The sequence below is a fragment of the uncultured Mailhella sp. genome (genome assembly GCF_944324995.1).
In the GTDB taxonomy this organism is placed as follows: Bacteria; Desulfobacterota; Desulfovibrionia; order Desulfovibrionales; family Desulfovibrionaceae; genus Mailhella.
This window is the reverse complement of the sequence record NZ_CALUYL010000014.1, coordinates 1-22,092: the sequence shown is the minus strand read 5'-3', so window position 1 is coordinate 22,092 and position 22,092 is coordinate 1. Positions and strand designations below refer to the sequence as shown.

The 22,092-nt window shown below is 59.2% G+C and carries 16 protein-coding genes and 1 tRNA gene; 14 read left to right on the top strand and 3 right to left on the bottom strand.

What is annotated here, in order from left to right:
• Positions 1 to 7: 7 nt before the first annotated feature.
• The 7 genes from Q0K02_RS07180 to speB all read left to right on the top strand — a co-directional run bounded on the left by Q0K02_RS07180 (position 8) and on the right by speB (position 9,725).
• On the top strand, positions 8 to 2,020 hold the full coding sequence (locus Q0K02_RS07180; RefSeq protein ID WP_294486701.1) for a U32 family peptidase: 2,013 nt from the start codon (positions 8 to 10) through the stop codon (positions 2,018 to 2,020).
• A gap of 187 nt (positions 2,021 to 2,207) precedes the next feature.
• A complete protein-coding gene (locus tag Q0K02_RS07175; protein WP_294486697.1) occupies positions 2,208 to 3,023 on the top strand; it encodes a DUF1786 family protein in 816 nt (271 codons plus the stop codon).
• Positions 3,020 to 3,535: a DUF456 domain-containing protein gene (locus Q0K02_RS07170; protein ID WP_294486695.1), complete on the top strand. Its 516-nt coding sequence runs from the start codon at positions 3,020 to 3,022 to the stop codon at positions 3,533 to 3,535. The genes Q0K02_RS07175 and Q0K02_RS07170 overlap by 4 nt, the downstream gene beginning before the upstream one ends.
• A 33-nt stretch (positions 3,536 to 3,568) precedes the next feature.
• On the top strand, positions 3,569 to 4,342 hold the full coding sequence (locus tag Q0K02_RS07165; protein ID WP_294486693.1) for an RNA methyltransferase: 774 nt from the start codon (positions 3,569 to 3,571) through the stop codon (positions 4,340 to 4,342).
• 166 nt (positions 4,343 to 4,508) lie between these two features.
• The gene (locus Q0K02_RS07160) at positions 4,509 to 5,627 is read left to right on the top strand and encodes an efflux RND transporter periplasmic adaptor subunit (protein ID WP_294486690.1); all 1,119 of its coding nucleotides are present in this window, start codon (positions 4,509 to 4,511) and stop codon (positions 5,625 to 5,627) included.
• The gene (locus Q0K02_RS07155) at positions 5,624 to 8,758 is read left to right on the top strand and encodes an efflux RND transporter permease subunit (protein ID WP_294486686.1); all 3,135 of its coding nucleotides are present in this window, start codon (positions 5,624 to 5,626) and stop codon (positions 8,756 to 8,758) included. The genes Q0K02_RS07160 and Q0K02_RS07155 overlap by 4 nt, the downstream gene beginning before the upstream one ends.
• 88 nt (positions 8,759 to 8,846) lie before the next feature.
• Positions 8,847 to 9,725 (top strand): agmatinase, encoded by an 879-nt coding sequence (speB, locus tag Q0K02_RS07150; RefSeq protein WP_294486684.1) that lies wholly within the window; start codon positions 8,847 to 8,849, stop codon positions 9,723 to 9,725.
• Positions 9,726 to 10,176: 451 nt separating this feature from the next.
• Here speB and Q0K02_RS07145 read toward each other — a convergent pair whose 3' ends face one another.
• The gene (locus tag Q0K02_RS07145; RefSeq protein WP_294486682.1) at positions 10,177 to 10,614 is read right to left on the bottom strand and encodes a MarR family transcriptional regulator; all 438 of its coding nucleotides are present in this window, start codon (positions 10,612 to 10,614) and stop codon (positions 10,177 to 10,179) included.
• Between the two features lie 336 nt (positions 10,615 to 10,950).
• On the opposite strand from Q0K02_RS07145, the gene nifJ reads away from it, so the two are divergent.
• The 3 genes from nifJ to Q0K02_RS07130 all read left to right on the top strand — a co-directional run bounded on the left by nifJ (position 10,951) and on the right by Q0K02_RS07130 (position 16,322).
• Positions 10,951 to 14,478: a pyruvate:ferredoxin (flavodoxin) oxidoreductase gene (nifJ, locus tag Q0K02_RS07140; protein WP_294486680.1), complete on the top strand. Its 3,528-nt coding sequence runs from the start codon at positions 10,951 to 10,953 to the stop codon at positions 14,476 to 14,478.
• Positions 14,479 to 14,615: 137 nt separating this feature from the next.
• Positions 14,616 to 15,161 carry a ferritin family protein gene (locus Q0K02_RS07135; protein ID WP_294486678.1) on the top strand — a complete coding sequence of 182 codons (546 nt, stop codon included), beginning with the start codon at positions 14,616 to 14,618 and terminating at the stop codon, positions 15,159 to 15,161.
• 270 nt (positions 15,162 to 15,431) lie between these two features.
• On the top strand, positions 15,432 to 16,322 hold the full coding sequence (locus Q0K02_RS07130) for a suppressor of fused domain protein (protein WP_294486675.1): 891 nt from the start codon (positions 15,432 to 15,434) through the stop codon (positions 16,320 to 16,322).
• A gap of 303 nt (positions 16,323 to 16,625) precedes the next feature.
• Here the strand turns inward: Q0K02_RS07130 and Q0K02_RS07125 are convergent, their stop codons facing one another.
• A complete protein-coding gene (locus Q0K02_RS07125; RefSeq protein ID WP_294486673.1) occupies positions 16,626 to 17,363 on the bottom strand; it encodes an alpha/beta hydrolase-fold protein in 738 nt (245 codons plus the stop codon).
• Positions 17,363 to 18,553 (bottom strand): ATP-grasp domain-containing protein, encoded by a 1,191-nt coding sequence (locus tag Q0K02_RS07120; protein ID WP_294486669.1) that lies wholly within the window; start codon positions 18,551 to 18,553, stop codon positions 17,363 to 17,365. Before Q0K02_RS07120 ends, Q0K02_RS07125 begins: the two co-directional genes overlap by 1 nt.
• Before the next feature lie 276 nt (positions 18,554 to 18,829).
• On the opposite strand from Q0K02_RS07120, the gene Q0K02_RS07115 reads away from it, so the two are divergent.
• The 4 genes from Q0K02_RS07115 to Q0K02_RS07100 all read left to right on the top strand — a co-directional run.
• The gene (locus tag Q0K02_RS07115) at positions 18,830 to 19,954 is read left to right on the top strand and encodes an A/G-specific adenine glycosylase (protein ID WP_294486667.1); all 1,125 of its coding nucleotides are present in this window, start codon (positions 18,830 to 18,832) and stop codon (positions 19,952 to 19,954) included.
• A 10-nt stretch (positions 19,955 to 19,964) separates the two neighbouring features.
• Positions 19,965 to 21,122, top strand: a complete 1,158-nt coding sequence (gene icd, locus Q0K02_RS07110) for an NADP-dependent isocitrate dehydrogenase (RefSeq protein WP_294486666.1) — start codon at positions 19,965 to 19,967, stop codon at positions 21,120 to 21,122.
• Between the two features lie 73 nt (positions 21,123 to 21,195).
• A tRNA-Ser gene (locus tag Q0K02_RS07105) sits at positions 21,196 to 21,286 on the top strand.
• Between the two features lie 96 nt (positions 21,287 to 21,382).
• The coding region (locus Q0K02_RS07100; RefSeq protein ID WP_363315671.1) for a DUF6538 domain-containing protein at positions 21,383 to 22,092 on the top strand (710 nt) is incomplete at its 3' end.

Here is a 22,092-nt window from a genome sequence, read left to right as displayed (position 1 = left end):
GGAAATCATGACACAGCACACTCTGCCTGAACTTCTGGCTCCGGCCGGCGACATGTCCTGCTTTCTGGCGGGCATGGCCGCCGGCGCGGATGCCGCCTACCTCGGCCTCAAGAACTTCTCCGCCCGCGCCGGAGCGGAAAACTTCAGCACCACCGAGCTCGCCCGCATGGTGGACCTGGCCAATCAGAACGGCCGCAAAATATACGTGGCCTTCAACTCCCTCATCAAGGCGAGCGACATTCCCGCCGCCGGACGCCTCATCAAGCGCCTCCAGCGCGACGCTCAGCCCCACGGCCTCATCATTCAGGACATCGGCCTCATCGACGTGGCGCGTCAGGCCGGATTCGAGGGCGAACTCCATCTCTCCACGCTCTCCAACATTTCCTATTCCCGCGATCTGCTGACCGTGCAGAAGCTCGGCGTGCAGCGCGTGGTGCTTCCGCGCGAGCTTTCCATCGACGAAATCCGTCAGATGGACGAAGAAGCTCCCGAAGGCATGGATTTTGAAATGTTCGTCCACGGCGCGCTGTGCTGGTGCGTTTCCGGCCGCTGCTACTGGTCCAGCTATCTCGGCGGCAAGAGCGGTCTGCGCGGCCGCTGCGTGCAGCCCTGCCGGAGAATCTACAAGCAGAAAGGACGCGAAGGCCGTTTCTTCTCCTGTCAGGATCTCTCCATCGACGTGCTCGTCAAAACGCTGGCCGAAATTCCCCACATCCGCAGCCTCAAGATTGAAGGCCGCAAGAAGGGTCCGCACTACGTGTATCACGTGGTGACGGCCTACCGCATGCTGCTCGACTCCCTGGGCACGCCCGACTGGCCCCACGCCAAGAAGGACGCCGAAGCCCTGCTGGAAATGGCGCTGGGCCGCCCCGTCACCCGCGCGCGCTTTCTGCCGCAGAAGGACGCCCACATCTCCACGCCCGACGAACCCACGAGTTCCGGTCTTCTGGTGGGCAAGATTCAGTTTGAAAAAAAGAACGGCGCGCCCTCGCTGCCCTTCATCAAGCCCCGTATCGAGCTGCTCCCCAAGGATCTTCTGCGCGTAGGCTACGAAGACGAACCCTGGCACGACACCGTGCCGGTGACGAGACGCACGCCCAAGGCCGGAACCTGTACCCTGCGCCTTGCCAGACACAAAATGCCCAAGGCAGGCGTGCCCGTGTTCCTCATCGACCGCCGGGAACCGGAGCTGATCCACATTCTTCAGGACTGGGAAAAGAAGCTGGAAAAATGCCGCTCGGTGGAAAGCCCCCTCGTGGAGTGGACGCCCCATCTGCCCCGCCCCGTCCGCGCCCGCCGTCAGCAGGACTACCTCGTGCGTTCAAGCCTGCCGCAGGGGCGCGAAACCCGCGGTTCCCGCTCGATCATGACCGGACTGTGGATGTCGGCGAACTCCGTGCGCGCCGTGTCGCGCACCGTGATGCCCCGCATTTCCTGGTGGCTGCCGCCGGTCATCTGGCCGGACGAAGAAGCCCTGTGGCAGAGACTCGTCATTGAAGCCATGCGCGGCGGCTCCACGCACTTCGTGTGCAACTCGCCGTGGCAGGTCAGCCTCTTCCCCATGGACGACGAGCGCCGCCGTCCGCATCTCGTGGCCGGTCCGTTCTGCAACATCTCCAACCCCGCCGCCGTGGCCGTGCTGGCCAGGCTCGGCTTTGAATCCGCCTTCGTCAGCCCCGAGCTTTCGGGAGAAGATTACCTGTCTTTGCCGCGTCAGTGCTGTCTGCCGCTCGGCATGGTGCTCTCCGGCTACTGGCCCGTGGGCATCTCGCGGCACGGCATGAATCAGGTCAAGGCCAACGAAGCCTTCTTCAGCCCCAAGGGCGAAGCCTTCTGGGCGCGCAACTACGGTCACAACCTGTGGATCTATCCGGCCTGGCCCATGGATCTGTCCGCGCACAGGCAGGAACTGGAATCCGCAGGCTACGCCTTCTTCGCCAGACTGGAGGAAAACGTTCCGCCGAACCTGCCTCCGCTTCGCCGCACCAGCGATTTCAACTGGAACGGCGCTCTGCTGTAACGCTGCACGGGGAGATTTCTCCCCGTTCCTTTTTCTCTTGCCCTGATGTCGGGCTCCTGCAAAGAAAAGGCGTTCGACCGCCCCGGCGGAACGGACGCCGCGCCTTTGCCGAAATGCGGACAACTCCCGCCCCGAACATCGACAACGCAACTCGCCCGAACAGGCAACAACTATGCTGGACTCCCTCATGGCAAACAACGCTGCGCCGCAGCGCCCCACTCTTGTTCTGGACAACGGCAGCCGCTTCACCGCAGTCATGCTGGCTCTTCCCGGCATGGAATCCTCCCGCTGGCCCAAGGCCGAACTTCCTACAGCACGCCCCGTGGAACAGGCCCGCGATTTTCTGAAAAAAAATGATCTGCCCTTCCCTGAGCTGACGCTGCTTTGCGGCATGAACGCCGCAAAGAGCGACTCGCCCGCGCAAGAGCGCCGCGCCGCGCGCATCCAGCGCTGGAAAGACGCGCTGCGCCGCGCCGAAGGCCGCCCCGATCTTCTGATGAAGGGCGATTTTTCCGACTGGGAAGTCGCGCCGCTCCTCAGCGACGCCCGCCGCGTATTCGGAACCTCCGTGGGCGTCGACAGCGGCCTGGCCGCACTGCTGGCGGCGCTGAGTCTGGAATCCGTGCGCGACCGCTCCTTCTGCGAAGGCGTCACCATTCTGTGGGCGGGGCATCGTCACGTACAGGCCTTCATGGTCTATCAGGAACGTCTGCTGGGGCTTTATGAACAGCACAGCGACATTCCCCGCGACGCGCTGATGAACGATCTCAAGGAAATGCGCCTGAACTGGCTGCCCGACGAGCAGGTGCGCGCCTCCGGCGGACACGGCTGCATCTGCGGAGACCTGCCCGCCGAGGCCGAGGGTTTTCGTCCCACCTGCATCATGGGCCCGGGCCGCGACGAGCTCAAGGGCTGCGGACGACTGATCTCGCCCTGCGGAGACGACCGCTTCGACCGCTGTTTCGGTCTCATCTTCGGGCTCAGCCTCGGGGAGACGGCATGAGCGTTTTTTTCACCACGCTTTTTCTGCTCGCTCTCGGCGTGTGCGTGCTGCTCAATCTGGTCACGCTGCCCGGCAACTGGGCCATGGTGGCCCTGGTGACGGCCTGGGCGCTGCTCGTGCCGGGCAACGGACTCAACGTGCTTTTCTTCGTCATGTTCATAGGGCTCGCCGTGGCCGGCGAAATCGTTGAGTTCGGAGCCCAGATATGGGGCGCCAAAAAATACGGCTCGTCCAAAGTTTCCACCTGGGCGGGCATCATCGGCGCCGTTCTGGGCGCAATCTTCGGCGCGCCCTTCATGTTCGGCGTCGGCGCTGTGTTCGGCGCGCTGTTCGGTGCCTGGGCCGGATGTTTTCTCGCGGAAACGCTCATCCGCCGTCAGCCTGCGGAAGTGGCCTTCCGCGCCGCGCAGGGCGCGTTCGTGGGGCGCTTTCTGGGCATGGTCGTCAAATTCGGTCTGGGCATGGCCATGCTGGCCCTCACGGCCTCTCACGTGTGGCCAGACTCTCTCTAACAACCTACGGAGCGGGCTTTGCCCGATGATGATATGAAAAACGCTTCCGAAATCGCCGCCATGATGCGGCATCTGCGTCTGGTGCTGGTCCGCACCAACTTTCCCGAAAACATAGGCATGGCCGCGCGCGCCTCGGCCAACTTCGGCCACGCGCCCCTGTATCTTGCCGAACCCCGCCGCTGGAATTACGAAAAAGCCCTGCCTACGGCCACAAGTCAGGGCAAGCCGCTGCTCGACTCCATCACGGTTACGAATTCGGTGCAGGAAGCCGTGGCTCCCTGCACGCTGGTCGTCGGCACTACCGCACGCACGGGCGGAGCCAGACAGCAGCTCATCACGCCCCGTCAGGCCGCAGCGGAAATTGCGGAACGCATTGCCCTCGGCGAAGACGTCGCCATCATGTTCGGCCCGGAGGATCGCGGCCTCAGCAACGAAGATCTGGAAAACTGCGGACGTCTGGTCACCATTCCCACCGCGCCGGACGCATCCTCCCTGAACCTTGCGCAGGCCGTGCTGCTCATGATCTACGAATGCTTCCTCGCCCTGCCCGACGCCGCCAGAATCGACGCCCATCCGAATCTCTCCCGCCGCGTCACGGCCGAGGAACGGGATTTCCTCTTCCGCACGCTGAAAAACGCCCTCATGGACATCGGCACCATTCCGAGGGACAATCCCGAGCACTTTTTCCTGCCGCTTGCCCGCTTCTTCGACAGGGCCGATCTGCGTCGCCACGAAATGGACATCTTCATGGGCATCTGCCGTCAGATGGAGCATCTTGTCGGCGAACGCTCCGACGACAAATCCTGACGCCATCTTCAAGAGGGCCGCTTTCATGAACCCATGGAAACGGCTCTCTTCTTTTATGCAGCGCTCTGCAATCTTTTGAAAGAAAATCTTTTCCGTCCTTTTCTTGACAGCAAATTTTTTCTCTTCGTACTATGACAAAATAAGTCAACATCCCCCGGGAGTCTCCATGTCCGCTCGAATTTTTCTGTGTTTTGTCTGCGCCGCGCTGCTGATCGGCTGCTCCGGCGAATCCGAAAAAACGCAGCCCCGCGCCGTCCGCACCGCGCTGGTCACGCTCGTCGCCTCCGGAACAAGAGACGTTCCCTACATGCTTGAGGCCGTCGGTACCGTGGAGCCTTCCGCTTCAGTGAACATCGTTTCGCGCACCAGCGGAGAACTGCAGCAGGTTCTCGTGCGCGACGGCGAAATGGTAAAGAAGGGACAGCTTCTTTTCGTCATTGAAAAGGAACCCTATCAGATAGCGCTGCATCAGGCGCAGGCCAGACTCGAAAGCGACAAGGCCAAGCTTGCCAAGGCTCAGGACGACTACTCCCGCGCGCTCAAAATGAAGAAGGGCGGATTCTCCAGCGCTGCGGAAACCGACGCCTCTCGCGTGACCATGGTCAGCGCGCAGGCCGACGTGCGCGAAGATGCGGCCGCCCTCGAAAAGGCCGAACTTGATCTCTCCTACTGCGAAATCCGCGCGCCCATGGACGGCCGCGCAAGCGACGTTCGCGTGGACAGAGGCAACGTCGTTACGGCGCAGACGCTTCTTGTGGTCGTGGACGCCTTTCAGCCCGCAGAGATCACTTTCAGCGTGCCGGAAAAGCATCTTCCCCTCATACGCCGCAACGTCCGGGAGAAATCGGGCCTGCAGGTGTCGGCCGATTCCAAGGAAGGCAAGCCCCTTGTCGGCGACGTGATCTTCGTGGGCAACGTGGATGCCGACACCGGCACCGTGCCGCTGAAGGCGCGCTTTCTCAACGAAGGCACCGAACTGTGGCCCGGAGAATTTCTCCGCGTGAAGATACAGCTCGACACGAGAAAGAACGCCGTCACCGTGCCGAGCCGCGCCGTGATGCTCGGCCCGGACGGCCCCTTCGTCTATGTGGTGGGCGACGACCGCATCGCCCGCGTGCGCCTTGTGAGCACCGACGTGGAAAACGACGGCATCACCGTCATTTCCAAGGGACTCGCCAGCGGCGAGCAGGTCGTGCTTGAAGGTCATGTGCGCCTGAAGGACGGCATGCCCGTGCGCCTGCAGGAAGACAGAAAAATCACCGCCGCCGGGGGAGCGCAGCAATGAACATTTCCACCACGTTCATCAAGCGCCCCGTCGCCACCACGCTGCTGATGATGGGCATACTCGTCTTCGGCTGGATGAGCTATCTGCGCCTTCCGCTGAGCGAGAACCCCAACATCGACTATCCGGTCATCATCGTTTCCGCCACGCTGAGCGGCGCGTCGCCTGAAACCATGGCCACCTCCGTGGCCAAGCCGCTGGAAAAACAGCTCTCCACCATTGCCAGCATCAAGAACATGACCTCCACCAACAAGCTCGGCCGAACCATGGTGCGGGTGGAGTTCGAGCTTGACCGCGACATCGACGGCGCGGCTCTGGACGTGCAGTCGGCCATTTCCATCGCCTATTCCCGCATGCCGGACACCATGACGCAGATGCCCCGCTTCATGAAGCTGGACCCCGATTCCCTGCCCGTCATCCAGATTGCGCTCACCTCCAACACCATCACGAGGCAGCAGCTGACGGACTATGCGGAAAACTACGTCTCCCAGCGGCTCTCCATGGTGGCCGGCGTGTCGAAATCCGACGTGCGCGGCGCCAAGCGCTACGCGGTGCGCGTCAATCTCCGGCCCGACCTCATGCAGGCGCGCGACGTCAGCGCGGAAGAAATCCGCAACGGCATCGACGCCGCCAACGTCACCCTTCCCACCGGCAAGCTGGAAGGCTCGGACCGCATACGCAACATCAAGGACAACGGCTCGCTGATCAAGGCCGAAGACTTCGCCAAAATCGTCGTCGCCTGGCGCAACGGCGCTCCCGTGCGCCTGAGCGACGTGGCCGACGTGGAAGAAGGCGTGGAAGAAACCAACCAGGCGAGCTTCATCAGCGGCAATCCCGGCGTCATCGTTCAGGTGACCAAGCAGCCGGGCGGCAACACCGTGCAGATCGTGAGCGACATCCTCGACCTGCTCGCCGACATCGAAAACACGCTTCCGCCTTCCATCGACATGGCCGTGGTGGAAGATACCTCCATTCCCATCAAGGAGTCCGTGACGGAAGTGGAACTCACGCTTCTGCTCACCATTCTGCTGGTGGTGCTCGTCATCTACATTTTCCTGCGCGACGGCATGGCCACCATCATTCCGAGCCTTGCCCTGCCGCTTTCCGTGGTGGCCACGTTCCCGCTCATGTTTGCCGCAGGTTTCAGCCTCGACAACATGTCGCTCATGGCCCTCATTCTGGTGGTGGGCTTCGTGGTGGACGACGCCATCGTCATGCTGGAAAACATCATACGACACCGGGAAATGGGCAAGTCGCCCTTCAACGCCGCCATGGACGGCGCAGGGGAAATCGGCTTCACCATTCTTTCCATGACCATTTCCCTCGGCGCGGTGTTCATTCCGCTGCTCTTCCTGCCCGGAACGGCCGGACGCATGTTCTTTGAATTCGCGGCCGTCATCATCATCGCCATTTCCATCTCCTTCTTCATTTCCATCAGCCTCACGCCCATGATGAGCGCGCTGTTTCTCACCGATCAGTCCGTGCATCTGAAGCATTCCGGCATCAAGGCCGCCATGGAGCGCGGCTTCGTCGCCCTGCTCTCGCTGTACTCGCGCAGCCTTCATTTCGTGATGCGTCACCGCGTCATCACGTTCGTGGGTTCGCTGCTGCTCATTGCGGCCACCTGGTGGCTCTCCACGCTGGTGCCCACGGGCTACTTTCCTGCCATCGACGGCGGTCGCATACGGCTCTACGCCCGTGCCGAGGAATCCATTTCCTTCGAGGCACTGACCAAGGCCGTGGAAGAGCTGCATCCCATCATCTCCGCCGATCCGGCCGTGCGCAGCTTCACCACCACCATCGGCGGCGGCACGAGAGCCGACACCAACACCGCCAACATCATGATCCGCCTGAAGCCCATTTCCGAACGCGACAACATCAACGTCGTCATCGACCGGCTCAGAAAGGCGCTGGACAACAATCCCACGCTCATGGTCTCGCTGCGCAACGCCAACATGCAGGGCGCAGGCGGCAGCACCACCGGCATCTACACCTACACGCTCGTGGGCAGCAATACCGCCGAACTCTACGCCGCAGCCCGCGACGTGGAAGAAGCTCTGCATCACGTGAAGAGCGTGCGCGACGTAGGCTCCGATCTTCAGCTCATGAACCCGTCCATCCGACTCATCGTGGACAGAGACAAGGCCACCATGCTGGGCATCACCCTCTCGCAGATAGAAAACTCGCTTTACTCCGCCTTCGGCACGCGCGAAATCTCCACCATCTACACGGACGTCAGCGACTACACCGTGAAGATGGAAGTCGCACGCGACCTTCAGGACAGCGCAAGCATTCTGGAAAGCATCTATCTGCGCTCCGGCAAGGGCAAGCTCGTGCCGCTGGAAACCCTGGTCACCCGGCAGTTCGAGGCCGGTCCTCTTTCCGTGAACCACCGGGGGCAGTTCCCCGCCGTGAGCATTTCCTTCAACGTGGCCAGCGGCTACGCCATGGGCGAAGCCATGGCCGACGTGGAAAACGCCGCCCGCGACATCCTGCCCGCCTCGGTTTCCGGCAGCCTCACCGGCACGGCCCAGGACTTTCAGGATTCCGTTCACGACATGATACTCATCATCGTTGTGGCATTGCTGCTCATCTACATCGTGCTCGGCATTCTGTACGAAAGCTTCATTCACCCCATCACCATTCTTTCCGGTCTGCCGTCCGCGGCGTTCGGCGCGCTGTTCAGTCTGTGGCTCTTCAATTCGGAACTGAACATGACCGCCTTCGTGGGCATCATCATGCTCATCGGCATCGTCAAGAAAAACGCCATCATGGTGCTCGACTTCGCCCTTGCGGCCGAACGCAGCGGAAGTCTGGACACGGAAGACGCCATCATTCAGGGCTGCCTCATTCGCTTCCGTCCCATCCTCATGACCACGCTGGCCGCCGTCATGGGCGCGCTGCCGCTGGCGTTCGGCATCGGCGCCACGGGCGCGGAAGCCCGTCAGCCCATCGGCATCTGCGTTTCCGGCGGCCTGATCTTCTCCCAGCTCGTCACGCTCTACATCACGCCGGTGTACTACGTCTATCTCGACAACTTCGGCAAATGGGTGAGCAGAAACATGCGCCGCATCTTCCGCAAGAGTCTCGCCGAACCGTCTCAGGCCGACGCCTCTTCCGGTCAGGCGCAATAACGTTTTCCGCATTCTGCGGAGCACTCGGACAAGGTACGGAAGCCCGGCTTCCGCATGCACAACACAGACCAATCATCAGAGAACTTACATGCTGAACGAATACGAGAATCGTTTTCTTTCCTCGGAAGTGCCGCCCCGTCCCGCCGATCAGGCGCGCTTTCACGTCATCCCCGTGCCCTACGAGGCCACGGTCAGCTATGCCGGAGGCACGGCCAACGGCCCGGAAGCCATTCTTGAAGCCTCCGACCAGCTCGAACTCTGCGACGGAACAAGCTATCCCGGAGAAAACGGCATCTTTACGCAGTGTCCCGTCGATTGCTCAGGCGCGCCGGAACAGGTGATGGAAAACGTCAGGAAGGCCGTGCTGGCCGCGCTCGACGCCGGGGCCATGCCCGTGGTGCTCGGAGGGGAGCATTCCCTCACCTACGGGGAAATGGCGGCGCTCAAGGAACGGTACGGCCGCTTCGGCGTGATTCAGTTCGACGCCCATGCCGACCTGCGCGACAGCTACGAAGGCAGCAAGTGGAGCCACGCCAGCGTGATGCGCCGGGCCGTCAAGGATCTTGACCTGCCGCTCGTGCAGCTCGGCAACCGCATCTACTGCCGCGAAGAACTGGAAGCCAGAAAGGAACACGGCGTCGTCAGCTGGGACGCCCCGTATCTGTGCCGTCACGGCATTCCGGACAATCTCATTCCCGAAGATTTTCCCCGCAACATCTTCATCACCTTCGACGTGGACGGTCTTGATCCTTCCATCATGCCGGAAACCGGAACTCCCGTGCCCGGCGGGCTCGACTGGTACATGGCGCTCGACCTCGCGGCCAAGGCCATGCAGGGACGGCGCGTTCTGGGCTTCGACGTAGTGGAGCTCGCCCCGCGTGAAGGGCACATCGTCTCGGATTTTGCGGCCGCAAGCCTGACCTACGCCCTCATGGGACTCGCGGCAAGAAACAACGATGCTCAATAATTAAAAATGCGGGGAAAGGCTCCTTCCTGCAAAAGACAGGAACCTTTCCCCGCAACCTGTTTTTCCCCAGAATATTTTCCGAACTTTCTACCACAGGCGACGCCGGACGATCTCTTCCTCGCTCCTCCTCTTTCCGTGCGCGCCCTGACGCACACGCGACGCGTCGAAAAGAAAAAGGCGCCGCGAAGCTCCCGACAAGCTTTTTCGAGAAACGCAAGCCGCACATCGTGCATCAAGCGCACCGCTTCAGCAGAAAATCCGGCAGCGAGCGGCAGGCAAAGACACTCCTGCGCAGGACGCTAATTCTCCCTCGGCAAGAAACGCCGGGTGCACGGCCATTTCCTTCCATCGGAGTTGCAAAATCCTTTCCTTAATTAATAGCAGATGGGGGAAATAAACAGCGCCGGCCTCACACGTCGCGTCTCCGCCCGATTTGAGCTCTGCACTGCGCTCAGAGAAAGCGCTCCAGATTGGCTTCCATCTCCGCGAGCGTCTGCATGCACGCCTCTCTGCGCTCGTCCGAAATGGAAGCGAACAGCTTTTTTTCCAGCGACGCATAGGCCCCCCGAAAAAGCTCCAGCGCCTCGCTGCCCGCAGGCGTAAGCCCCACAAGATAGCTGCGTCCGTCGCCGGGATTGGGACGCTTGAACACGTAGCCGCCGTGTTCCAGACAGTCCGTCGCCTTGGTGATGGACGACTTCGGGCGCTTCAACGCCACCACGAGTTCCGTGACCGGCTGCGGTATGCCTGCCTGACTCAAATATTCCAGCACGGCGCCGTGCGACGGCACCAGATCGTCCACCCCCTGCCTGAGCAGCTCGTGCTGAATGATGCGATGCGCCCGAACCAGAATTCGGTTGAGCCGGTCCACGGAATCGCTGTAGTCCATAGTTTCCCCCTTGCGCGACAAGGCGCGCCGAAATTTCCGCCTCTGAGAGCAGTCTCTGGAATCTTCCCCCATTCCCCGTCGCCGGTAAATGATAATCTTCTTTTTTACTTCGCCCCCTTCGCTCCCCATCTTTACGAAAAATGAGTTTTTTGATATGTTGGCAAAGGGAAAACGGTTGATTGTTTACTCAAACAGTATTACTTTTCTCCCGTTCGGTCACAGGAGGGGCGCGCCTATCCCCCTTCCAGCCTGTTGTGACCGACTGACTCTGAAATCTTCCGCGGTTTACGCGGGCACTTTTCCGCCGCTTGGCGGGCATCCTATGAGGAGGACTTTATGGCCAAACACATGAAGACTATGGACGGCAATACCGCCGCCGCGCACATTGCCTACGCCTTGAGCGACGTTGCCGCCATCTACCCCATCACGCCCTCGTCCGTCATGGGCGAACTGGCCGACGAATGGTCCGCCAAGGGCCAGAAGAACCTGATGGGACAGACCGTCGCCATCCGTGAAATGCAGTCCGAAGCCGGTGCCGCCGGCGCTGTTCACGGCTCCCTCGTTTCCGGCGCTCTGACCACCACCTTCACGGCTTCTCAGGGCCTGCTGCTCATGATCCCCAACATGTACAAGATCGCCGGCGAACTTCTGCCTGCCGTCTTCCATGTTTCCGCCCGCGCCCTGGCCTCTCATGCTCTGTCCATCTTCGGCGACCATCAGGACGTCATGGCCGCCCGTCAGACCGGCTTCGCCTTCCTGTGCTCCAACAACCCCCAGGAAGCCATGGACCTCGCTCTGGTGGCTCATCTCGCCGCCATCGACTCCAGCGTGCCCTTCTGCCACTTCTTCGACGGCTTCCGTACCTCTCACGAAATCCGCAAGATCGAAGTCATCGACTATGAAGACATCCGCAAGGTCGTGAACTGGGACAAGGTTCAGGAATTCCGCGACAACGCCATGAATCCTGAACATCCCCATCAGCGCGGCACCGCCCAGAACCCCGACATCTACTTCCAGAACCGCGAAGCCTGCAACCCCTTCTACAACGAAGTGCCCGCCGTCGTGATTGACGCCATGAAGCGCGTCGCCTCCATCACCGGCCGCAACTACAAGCCCTTCGACTACTACGGAGATCCCGAAGCCGATCGCGTGGTCGTGGCCATGGGCTCTTCCTGCGACGTCATGGAAGAAGTGGTCGACTACCTGAACGCTCAGGGCGAACACGTCGGTATCGTCAAGGTTCGTCTGTTCCGTCCCTTCAGCGCCGAGCTCATGCTGAACGTCATGCCCGCCACCGTGCAGACCGTGACCGTGCTCGACCGCACCAAGGAACCCGGCTCCCTCGGTGAACCTCTGTACGAAGACGTCTGCACCGCCTTTGTGGAACACGGCGATCAGATCCGCGTGTTCCCCAAGCTCCTCTCCGGCCGCTACGGCCTCGGCTCCAAGGAATTCACCCCCGCCATGGCCAAGGCCGTGTTCGACAACATGCTGGTTGCTTCTCCCAAGAACCACTTCACCGTGGGCATTGAGGACGACGTCACCAACCTGTCCCTCGAAGTGGGCGCCGACATCGACACCGTGCCCGCCGGCACCGTGCAGTGCAAGTTCTTCGGCCTCGGCTCCGACGGCACTGTTGGCGCCAACAAGGACGCCATCAAGATCATCGGCGACAACACCGACATGTACGCTCAGGGCTACTTCGCCTACGACTCCAAGAAGTCCGGCGGCTTCACCGTTTCGCATCTGCGTTTCGGCAAGTCCTATCTCAAGTCCTCCTACCTGGTGAACCGCGCCGACTTCATCGCCTGCCACAAGGATTCCTACGTCCACATGTATGACGTGCTCGAAGGCATCAAGGACGGCGGCACCTTCCTGCTGAACTCCAGCTGGACTTCCCTGGAAGACATGGAGCGCGAACTGCCCGGCCAGATGAAGCGCACCATCGCCAGAAAGCACCTCAAGTTCTACAACGTTGACGCCGGCAAGGTGGCTGCGGAAGTGGGCCTCGGCAACCGCATCAACATGGTTACCCAGACCGCCTTCTTCAAGCTCGCCAACGTGCTGCCCATCGACGACGCCATCAACTACATCAAGGCCGCCATCAAGAAGACCTACGGCAAGAAGGGCGACAAGGTCGTCAACATGAACATCGCCGCCGTGGACAAGGCTCTTGAAGCTCTCACCGAGATCAAGTACCCCGAATCCTGGGCCGACGCCGCCGACACTCCTTCCATCTACCACGACACCGATCCCTACATCGCCAACGTGGTTCGTCCCATCCTTGCTCAGAAGGGCGACACCCTGCCCGTGTCCGCCTTTGATCCCACCGGCATCGTTCCGCTCGGCACCACCGCCTGCGAAAAGCGCGGCGTAGCCGTGTTCGTGCCCGAATGGGATTCCACCAAGTGCATCCAGTGCACCCGCTGCTCCATGGCCTGCCCCCATGCCGCCATCCGTCCCGTGCTCGCCACTGAAGACGAACTCGAAGGCGCGCCTGAAAGCTTCGTCACCATCGACGCCATGGGCAAGGAACTCAAGGGCCTCAAGTTCCGCATTCAGGTGTACGCTCAGGACTGCCTCGGCTGCGGTTCCTGCGCCAACGTCTGCCCCGCCAAGGAAAAGGCTCTGGTCATGAAGCCCCTCGAAACCCAGCTCGACGCTCAGGTGGCCAACCTCAAGTTCGCCGAAGAAAACATCTCCATCAAGGACGACCTGGTCGATCGCGGCACCCTCAAGGGTTCTCAGCTCTGCCAGCCTCTGCTGGAATTCTCCGGCGCCTGTGCCGGCTGCGGCGAAACTCCCTACGTCAAGCTGCTCACCCAGCTGTTCGGCGAACGCATGGTCATCGCCAACGCCACGGGCTGCACCTCCATCTGGGGCGGCTCCGCTCCCACCACGCCTTACTGCCAGAACAAGGACGGCTTCGGCCCGGCCTGGGGCAACTCCCTGTTTGAAGACGCCGCCGAATACGGCCTCGGCATGCACGACGCCTACAAGCAGCGTCGCGACGGCCTCGCCCTTGCCTGCCGTGAAGCTCTGGAAGTGCCCGGCATCAGCGAAGAACTGAAGACCGCCCTCCAGAACTGGCTCGACAACATGAACGACGCCAAGCTCTCCCGTGAATACGGCGAAGCCGTGCTCGACGAGCTCACCGACGTTGACGGCAATCCCGCCCTCGAAAAGCTCTGGACCATGCAGGATCTCTTCACCAAGAAGTCCTTCTGGGTGTTCGGCGGCGACGGCTGGGGCTACGACATCGGTTACGGCGGCCTTGACCACGTCATCGCTTCCGGTGCCGACATCAACATCCTCGTCATCGATACCGAAGTGTACTCCAACACCGGCGGCCAGGCCTCCAAGGCTACTCCGCTCGGCTCCATCGCCAAGTTCGCTGCCGGCGGCAAGCCCGTCCGCAAGAAGGAACTCGGTCGCATGGCCATGACCTACGGCTACGTGTACGTCGCCAGCGTGAGCATGGGCGCCGACATGAACCAGGTGCTCAAGGCCTTCAAGGAAGCCGAAGCCTATCATGGTCCTTCGCTCATCATTGCCTACGCTCCCTGCATCAACCAGGGCATCCGCAAGGGCATGGGCCGCAGCCTCGAAGAAGCCAAGCTCGCCGTGCAGACCGGTTACTGGCCTCTGTACCGCTACAACCCCACCCTCAAGGAAGAAGGCAAGAATCCCTTCATTCTTGACTACAAGAAGGAGCCCGACGGCACCCTCGATGAATTCCTGCTCGGCGAAAACCGCTATGCCCAGCTTGAAAAGGCTAAGCCCGAACTTGCCAAGAAGATGCGTGCCACTCTGGCTCAGCAGTATCAGGAACGCTTCGACGAACTGACCGAGCTCTCCAAGTAAACTGATTCCGCTTGGGGCGGAAAGAACTTCTTTCCGCCCCCTTTCTCGTTGCGGCTTAAAGAAAACGTCCGCGTTTCTTTGCCGCAACATACGTTGCACGATTCCATCGTTGCGGCATCCATCAGGAGAATAATACAATGAAAAAGTTTGTTTGCCCCATCTGCGGCTATACCGTTGAAGCTGAAAGCCTTCCCGAAGATTTCGTGTGCCCCCAGTGCGGCGCTCCCGGCTCCAAGTTCCGTGTGGAAGAAGGCAACGCCGGCTTCGTGACCGAACACCATGTCGGCGACGGCAAGGTTGAAGACGCCGACATCATGGAAGAACTGCGCGCCAACTTCACCGGCGAATGCACCGAAGTGGGCATGTATCTTGCCATGAGCCGTCAGGCCGAACGTGAAGGCTATCCTGAAATCGCCGACGCCTTCAAGCGCTATGCCTTTGAAGAAGCCGAACACGCTGCCAAGTTCGCCGAACTGCTCGGCGAAGTGCTCGTGCCCTGCACCAAGACCAACGTGAAGATGCGCGCTGAAGCTGAAGCCGGTGCCTGCGCCGGTAAGATGGAAACCGCCCGCAAGGCCAAGGCCAAGGGCTATGACGCCATCCACGACACCGTGCATGAAATGGCCAAGGACGAAGCTCGCCACGGTGCCGGTTTCGCCGGTCTGCTGAAGCGCTACTTCTAATGCGCTTCAGACGCTTCCGGGCGGGATCCCTCACCGCACAGTTTTCCTGAAGCGTCTGAAAAGTTTTAGTGTTGCTTGAAAGATACCCCGTCATCGACGGGGTATCTTTTTTTTCAACTTTTCGCTATCCAAGAAGAACATTCCCGCACAATGCGGGAATCCCGTTTTTTGCTGCGGCAGGCAAAACAGCGGAACCGGCCAGGGAACGCCGATTTTTCTAAACCTTTTCCGAGTTCTCCGTTTGTCGGAGAAACCTGTCAGGAGCTTTGTATGTCCTGCGAGGTAACAACGTCCTCGACGCCTTCCATGTACGGCAATGCCGACCGCAACCTTCTCATGGCGCATGTGCAGAAGCATTTCGGAGCCATCTCCGGCATAGGGCAGGCCCAACTGCCCTCGGGCGGCGCGCTCGACATTCTGGCCCTCACTCCTCCCAGTCGGAAACATATCGGCAGGCTCTTTTCCGCTCAAACCTCCCCTTCCGCAGGAGAAGAAACCATCCTTCTCACCATCGGTGCCGGAGCTCGCCCCATGAGCGTTCCCAAAGACAGCGAACTTCCGCCCAGGGCCGAATATCTGATACGCCTGCCTGCCGACTGGAACGTGCAGTCCGGCGAAGAGCGGGACGCCTGGCCGGTTCGCCTGCTGATGAATATTGCATCCCTGCCTGAAACGACCCAAAGTTACAACGCCTGGGGACATACCTTCAGTTTTTCGCAGGGGCTCCCTTTTGCCGACAATACCGGACTTTGCGCCGCCATGCTGACGGGCATGAACGATCGCGAAGGGCAATGCCGTCTCAACGACGGTGAAGCCGTCACGTTTTATGAGGTCATCCCCCTGTACGCGGAAGAGCTGACACTCGTTGCCGAACAAAGTCCCGTCGCTCTGATTGATGAATTCATCCGCTACAACCTCCCCCGCGTGGTGACGCCGGATCGCCCCAATGTCGCCGTCATGGCAAAACGCAGGGCTGAACTCGTCAAGAACTTTCAGGCCATGGAAGACAGCAAGCGCCATGAACTCACCAGGCACATGGACGCCCTGTCCCCGGAAGAACGCATTGCCCTCAAGGAATCGCTTGCCGCCGACGGCGGACTGACCAGACAGGCTTCAAATCTCGTGCGGCAGGCCATGTCTTTTTTCAAAGGCAGAAAGTAGCTCTTCTCCGACGTCATCAGGCGTCACGCTCAAAGGAGGGGGGATTCTCCGGGCAAGCTTCGTACACGCAGACGACGAACCGCCCAGCCGAATGATGGAGGGCAAGCCCTGAGACAGGTCTTGCTGTTTTCATGCGGAATCGCCTTGCCCGCCTGACGCCGACCGATTGAATCTGACGGGTCTTCAAAAGGCAAAAGTCCTTCTGACCGGCACCCCCTCTGACTTCGACTTTTGTGCAACGTATCTATTAAAAAAATATACGAGGGAACTCCCCCGTATATTTTTCAAGAATGATGCCTGCTTTTAAAGAATCTTATTGAGAAAATAAGGGAACTGTTTTCTCCACCAGGGCCAGTCATGGTCCACATCGTGTCCCCAGAAGTCAAAAAAGGCGCGGATGCCCTTTTCTTCAAAAATCGCCTTCAGCATGCCTGTGGTGCGTATCATTTCATCTTCCCAGGCACCCTGCCCCGTGCATATGTATATGCTCCGGGTATTGAACATGGGAATATAGGAATGATCCAGGGGAAAACCTCTCATGTAATCAACTATGGAGTTGTTGTAGAGGTTGGAGTCCATGTAGTCGCCGAAGAAATATCGGGCATCGTAGGCTCCGCTCAGAGCAATGACGCCGTCAAACAAATCGGGCCGCCGCAGAAACGTGTTCAGCGCATGCGTTGCTCCCATGCTGCATCCAGCCGTCAGCGGGGCCTGCCTGGTTCCGTTCATCTGCAGCATGAGCGGCGTGAACTCCTCGGTGCAGTAGCGGAACCACTGCTCCTGAAGCCATGCGCGACGTCCCTTGTCGCCGTTTTTGTCCGACCAGGTTTCTTCATCAATGGAATCGACACAGAACAGCTGAATGCGACCGGCCTGGATATGCTCGGCCACAGTTTCCGGCATCTGAAAGTCGTTAAAATCCGTACACCGGCCGTTTTGCGTAGGAAACACCATCACAGGCTTGCCCGTGTGGCCGAAGACAAGAAACGGCAGCTCCCGGTCGAGAACCCGGCTGTACTGGCTGTGACGCTGATACTCCATCAGTACGTCTCCTGCACAAAGTGAATGAATTCATCCTTCTGCTCGGCCGTATCGAGAATGGCCGTCCACTGATGATTCCCCATGGCCCCGGAAATGGCGTCGGGAATGTCCAGATCCATGACGATGCGTCCGGCGTAACGCGAACGAATTTCCTCGGGCGTATGCACATAGGGCTTGCCGTTGCGTCTGCCGGCATAGACGGCAAAAAACTTCTGCCGGTCGAGATCAACAAAAGTCTTGTCGTGCGTGACCATGTCGGCCCATATGGAATAGACGTCCACACTGTTGGCGTAGTTGAACATGTCAGGCGTCCATCCTCCGGCGGGGCGCATGTTCACCTCCAGAGCCACCAGCTCGCCCTTGCGGGCAAGACCGGGCTTGTCCTCCCTGAGTCTGAAGAACTCCAGATGGAAGAATCGACTGCGCACATTGAACGCCTTGATCGTATTGCGGCCGACTTCTTTGAGATCGTCGGGCAGATTGCTCGCAGTGTAGTAGGCCAGATGATCCTTGTTGTTCACGATATCCGCAATGGACGGCGGCCACGATGTGCAGGTTTCAAAAATCACATTGGCCTTGGAATCGGAAACGCCGTCGTAGGACCAGATGTCTCCGCAGAGATATTCCTCCATGATATAAGGAACATTTTCCTTGCCCGCATAAAAGCGTTCCATCTCTTCATCGCTGGAAATCTTGTAGCTGCCGGAAGCTCCCATACCTCCGTCGGGCTTGACGAACACCGGATAGCCCACTTCATGCGCAAAAGCCTTGCCGCTCTCCAGATCGCCGATAAGATGCCAGCGCGCCGCAGGCACTCCGGCATCCTGATAAAACTTCTTCATGGCCGACTTGCGACGCACGTTGGCGACCTCCGCCACGCTCATGCCGGTTTTGATATTGAAATCGTCACGCAGACGCGCGTCCTGACTGAGCCAGTACTCATTATTGCTTTCCACCCAGTCTATGCGGCCGTGCTTGAACGTAAGAAACGCCATGGCTCTGTAAACCTGGTCGTAATCTTCCAGAGAGTCCACCCGGTAATATTCCGTAAGACAGCCGCGAAGCTCGCCGGACAGCTCGTCATAAGGCGTGTCCCCTATGCCGAGAACATTGACGCCGCGAGCCTTCAGCCGATCGCAGAAGTTCCAGTACGACTGGGGAAACTGTGGAGAAATAAACACAAAATTCATAAGAATCCTCTCAGTAGGACAACTATTTCCGCCCGCATCCAGCGCGGAAATCATCTGTATTGCGTTCAGTATGAATCACTACATCGCAAAAAGCAATCACCGACTCCGGCATCAAGACTTTTGGAGTCCATAACCTGATTCTTTTCCTGAAAAAATCGTCGCATGCGCCACGCCCTTCATCTCCCTTTCCGATCAACGTGCTCTCCCCTCAATTTTTCTTTAAAAACAGCCTGCCTTTGTCTTGTAAGCACCATCGTTGCCGTATATACTGCCTCGATGTTTTCCGTATTCCCCCAGAATGACGTTACAAAAATCACCGACGCCCTGCTTGCCTGGTTCGCCCTCCACAAGCGTCCGCTGCCTTGGAGAGTGCATTACACTCCCTATGAAGTCTGGATATCCGAAGTCATGCTTCAGCAGACCCAGATGGAACGCGGCGTTGCCTATTTTCAACGCTGGATGAACCGCTTTCCCGACGTCCGCTCCGTGGCCGATGCCCCGGAAGAAGAAATACTCCGCTACTGGGAAGGTCTCGGTTACTATCGCCGCGCGCGCTTTCTCCATCAGGCCGCAAAAATCATGCTTGAACGCCACGGCGGCACCGTTCCCGACTCCCAGAAGGCGCTCTCCTCTCTTCCCGGACTTGGCGACTATACCGTGGCCGCCATTCTCGGCATTGCCTACGAGCAGGACATGGTATCCATCGACGCCAACGTCGAGCGAGTCTTTTCCCGCCTCATGAACATCGACTCTCCCGTCAAAAAAAATCCGGCTGCCGCGCTCATTCGTCAGGAAGCTCAGCGTTTTCTGCCTCACGGTCAGGCCCGCGCCTACAATCAGGCGCTCATGGAGCTCGGTGCTCTGGTCTGCGGCAAGTCTCCGCGATGCCTGCAGTGTCCCCTCGTCTCCTGGTGCTCGGCGCACAAACTGGGCGTGGAAAAGGAACGGCCTGTTGCCGAGGCAAAAGCCCGCACCATTCCCGTCACTTCAGCGCACGGCATTCTCATTGTGGAAGGTCAGGTTCTGCTGCTTCGTCGCCGTCCCGAGGGCCTCTGGGGCAACATGTGGGAATTCCCAGGAACAGAGGTCTCTTCCGGCTCACCGCAGGAAGCGGTCATACGGACGCTGGCAGAAATGGGCATTCCGGTGGAAATCATTGCTCCTCTCGGGCAGGTTCAGCACGGCTACACCAATCACAGACTCACCGCCCACTTTTTTCGCATTGCCGCCGATCCCCCGCTGACCATGAACGAAATTTCCGCGAGACTCGACGATGTTCCCCACCGTTTTGTTCCCTGGAACAAAACGGAAGATCTCGCCATGCCCGCACATCATCGGAAAATGGCGGAACGCTATTTTCTCAGGAAAACCCGCGCTAAGGCGGAACAACTCTCCCTGTAGGAAGGCTACTATGAAACACACTGTTTATTGGATTGAAGGCGACGGCATAGGCCCTGAAATATGGAAGGTGACCCGGCCCGTTCTGGACGCCGCCATGCAGGCCGCCACGGACGGCGAAGAAGAACTGGAATGGGTGGAACTTCTGGCCGGTGAAAAAGCCACGCGTCTGACCGGCTCTCCCCTTCCTCAGGAAACCCTCGACACGCTGAAAACGGCGTCCGTCGCCATCAAAGGGCCGCTCGGCACGCCCGTGGGCGGCGGCATGCGCAGTCTCAACGTGGCCATGCGTCAGGCTTTTGATCTGTACGCCTGCATTCGCCCCGTCAGCTGGTTTGAAGGCATAAGCACGCCCGTCAAGCATCCTGAGAACGTCAACATGGTCATTTTCCGTGAAAATACCGAAGACGTTTATGCCGGCATCGAATATCAGGCCGGTTCCGCCGAAGCGGAAAAGCTGGCCGCATTTCTGCGTTCCGAGTTCGGGGCAAAAATCCGCGAAGCGTCCGCCATCGGCATCAAGCCCATGTCGGCGTTCTGCTCCAAGCGCCTTGTCCGCCGCGCCATCCGGTACGCGCTGGATCACCATCTTCCCAGCGTCACTCTGGTACATAAGGGCAATATCATGAAATTCACCGAAGGCGGATTCCGCGCATGGGGATATGAAGTCGCCAGAGAAGAATTCGGCGACGTCACCATTCCCGAAAAGGAAGCCACGCCGGAAAACAGCAAGGGCAAGATCATTATTAAAGATCGCATTGCCGACGCCATGTTCCAGGAAGCCCTGCTTCGCCCCGAACAGTACAGCGTTCTTGCACTGCCCAACCTGAACGGCGACTACATCTCCGACGCGCTGGCGGCTCAGGTCGGCGGCCTCGGCATGGCTCCCGGCGTCAACATGTCCGACACGCTGGCGCTGTTTGAAGCCACGCACGGCACGGCTCCCACCGCCGCGGGAAAGGACATCGCCAATCCCGGAAGCCTTCTGCTCTCCGGCGCTCTCATGCTGGAACATCTCGGCTTTGCCGCCGCCGCGGACAAAGTGAGGCAGGCCATTCTCAAGGCCATCGCCGATAAGACTGTCACTCCCGATCTGGCCGCGGAAATGCCCGGAGCTCAGGCTGTTTCCTGCTCAAAATTCGGTGAAATTCTCCTGGAAAACATCCGTTGAGAAAAAAAATTTGGAATTTTCCAATTTTTTGCTTGACGTCCGGGGGCATCTATACTAGAAACACTCCTGTCGCGGAGAGGTTTCCGAGCCCGGCTTAAGGAGCACGATTGGAAATCGTGTGTACCCGAAAGGTACCAAGAGTTCAAATCTCTTCCTCTCCGCCAGATATTTACAACCCGCTGTTTTTACAGCGGGTTTTTCTTTTAATCGCGGCTCGTTCGTACTGGATACACCTTCTGGATACGTTTCAGGTACGAGCTATGAACGACTTAGAGCCGCTGAATATCCCCGGAACAGCTTCTCACTCCCGGTACCTTTCGAAGTACAAGACCTACCTTTCTCATCATCGCGGTATCAGGTATTTTAGAATAACTGTGCAGAATCACTTGCGTTCTCTTTTAGGAAAAACTGAAATCCGCCGCTCTTTGGATGGTATGAAAAGCCGAACTGCCCGCTCCAAGGCAGTCCGGCTCTCTGTTGCTGCCCAGACATTTTTTGCCCTGGTGGAGGAGATTCAGTCGGGAAGGATACAGCTTGTGCACGGTACTTCTATGCAACATGCTGAATTTTTAAGTGGATTCGTGAGAAAGCTGGATACGTTCTGGTTTACTGCGGCCTGTGAAGAAGACCTTTCCCCTGCTGCTCTTACTCTGTCTCTGCCGAAATTCATGAAGGAAGCCGGGGCGGGATTGGAGACAGGAGAAAAGAAAAACGCACCTGCAAAGAAAACTCTGGAAGCAATCTCCAGTACTCCCGTATTGCGGGTGGAAGTCAGCTCCATGCTGAATTCCACCACGCGCTCAGAGGCTGCTCCGAAGTCGTTCAGAGCAACCTCCGAGCCTGCGAGTTCGGAATCACGAAAAAGTACCTCTAGCAGTCACAGGCACGTCAAAAGACTTCCCACCGTCTCAGAAGCGGCGGAAGCCTATATCTCTGCCAAATCCCTTACCTGGTCGAAAGGAAGCATCAA

Coding starts and splice junctions, on each gene's coding strand:
- Q0K02_RS07180 (WP_294486701.1), top strand. CDS start 8: ATGACACAGCACACTCTGCCTGAACTTCTGGCTCCGGCCGGCGACATG.
- Q0K02_RS07175 (WP_294486697.1), top strand. CDS start 2,208: ATGGCAAACAACGCTGCGCCGCAGCGCCCCACTCTTGTTCTGGACAAC.
- Q0K02_RS07170 (WP_294486695.1), top strand. CDS start 3,020: ATGAGCGTTTTTTTCACCACGCTTTTTCTGCTCGCTCTCGGCGTGTGC.
- Q0K02_RS07165 (WP_294486693.1), top strand. CDS start 3,569: ATGAAAAACGCTTCCGAAATCGCCGCCATGATGCGGCATCTGCGTCTG.
- Q0K02_RS07160 (WP_294486690.1), top strand. CDS start 4,509: ATGTCCGCTCGAATTTTTCTGTGTTTTGTCTGCGCCGCGCTGCTGATC.
- Q0K02_RS07155 (WP_294486686.1), top strand. CDS start 5,624: ATGAACATTTCCACCACGTTCATCAAGCGCCCCGTCGCCACCACGCTG.
- speB (WP_294486684.1), top strand. CDS start 8,847: ATGCTGAACGAATACGAGAATCGTTTTCTTTCCTCGGAAGTGCCGCCC.
- Q0K02_RS07145 (WP_294486682.1), bottom strand. CDS start 10,614: ATGGACTACAGCGATTCCGTGGACCGGCTCAACCGAATTCTGGTTCGG.
- nifJ (WP_294486680.1), top strand. CDS start 10,951: ATGGCCAAACACATGAAGACTATGGACGGCAATACCGCCGCCGCGCAC.
- Q0K02_RS07135 (WP_294486678.1), top strand. CDS start 14,616: ATGAAAAAGTTTGTTTGCCCCATCTGCGGCTATACCGTTGAAGCTGAA.
- Q0K02_RS07130 (WP_294486675.1), top strand. CDS start 15,432: ATGTCCTGCGAGGTAACAACGTCCTCGACGCCTTCCATGTACGGCAAT.
- Q0K02_RS07125 (WP_294486673.1), bottom strand. CDS start 17,363: ATGGAGTATCAGCGTCACAGCCAGTACAGCCGGGTTCTCGACCGGGAG.
- Q0K02_RS07120 (WP_294486669.1), bottom strand. CDS start 18,553: ATGAATTTTGTGTTTATTTCTCCACAGTTTCCCCAGTCGTACTGGAAC.
- Q0K02_RS07115 (WP_294486667.1), top strand. CDS start 18,830: ATGTTTTCCGTATTCCCCCAGAATGACGTTACAAAAATCACCGACGCC.
- icd (WP_294486666.1), top strand. CDS start 19,965: ATGAAACACACTGTTTATTGGATTGAAGGCGACGGCATAGGCCCTGAA.